The organism is Flavobacterium sp. FlaQc-47, assembly GCF_044006475.1.
Taxonomy (GTDB): domain Bacteria; phylum Bacteroidota; class Bacteroidia; order Flavobacteriales; family Flavobacteriaceae; genus Flavobacterium.
In genome coordinates this window covers 1-917 of sequence record NZ_JBIPCQ010000016.1, presented here as the reverse complement: position 1 = coordinate 917, position 917 = coordinate 1, and the positions used below count along the sequence as shown (strand labels likewise).

2 protein-coding genes are annotated in these 917 nt (G+C 36.2%); both read left to right on the top strand.

The features are described from left to right. Positions 1-71: 71 nt before the first annotated feature. Positions 72-362 carry a transposase gene (locus ACHRVX_RS23810; RefSeq protein ID WP_395337081.1) on the top strand — a complete coding sequence of 97 codons (291 nt, stop codon included), beginning with the start codon at positions 72-74 and terminating at the stop codon, positions 360-362. Between the two features lie 47 nt (positions 363-409). Beyond that, a partial coding sequence (locus tag ACHRVX_RS23805; RefSeq protein WP_395337083.1) for a transposase occupies positions 410-917 on the top strand: 508 nt, incomplete at its 3' end.

Here is a 917-nt window from a genome sequence, read left to right as displayed (position 1 = left end):
TTGGATCAAGAACAAATCTTGGGGAGGAAATGTCAAAATAAAATAAGAGATTTGTACTCTAAGAATTTAAGATGGATCCTATAGAGCTTTTAAAATTTATGCTTCCTGATTTTTTAGTCGACCACTTTGATGTGGTTTCCAGTGCTAATACAGAAGAAGTTTTACACTTTTATTTTGAAGAGAAAAGTAAAGTTCCAGAAGAGTTTAATACTTTGGAATTAGTGTCAAAGGGTTTTCAGGACGAGATTACCATTCAGGATTTTCCTCTTCGGGGTAAATACGTGTATCTACATATTAAAAGACGCCGCTGGACCAACAAAACCACGGGAGAAATTATTGCGAGACTAGCAATTAGCAGCTAAAGGAACCCGTATGACTCAAGAGTTTGCGGCTTTTTTAAAAGAAATTAATAGATAATAGTGCCACAGATTGTCACACTATTGGAGGTTTCTTTGGTGTTAACGGAAAGAAGCTTCAAAGACAATACAAAAAACACCTGAGCTCTTTCATTACGTGGACTCCAAGCGAGCATGCCCATCAATGGATTATTTATCCTGAGAATATAGGTACACATTTATCAATTGATGAAGTAGCTTTATCCCAGGGTGAACTTTATACTATTGTCACCAACAAGAAGTTCAAAGGCAAGAAAGGTTCCTTAGTAGCTATTATTGCCGGAACAAAAGCAGAAAAAGTTATAGAACACATCTCTAAGATTGATTATCAAAAGAGAGCTTCTGTAAAAGAAATAACACTGGACATGGCCAATTCGATGAAGTTAATCTCTAAGAGATGCTTTCCTAAAGCCATACAGGTTACTGATAAATTTCATGTTCAAAAACTAGCCCTGGAGGCATTGCAGGAAATCAGAATCAAACATCGATGGGAAGCCATGGATTTTGAGAATCAATTGATCA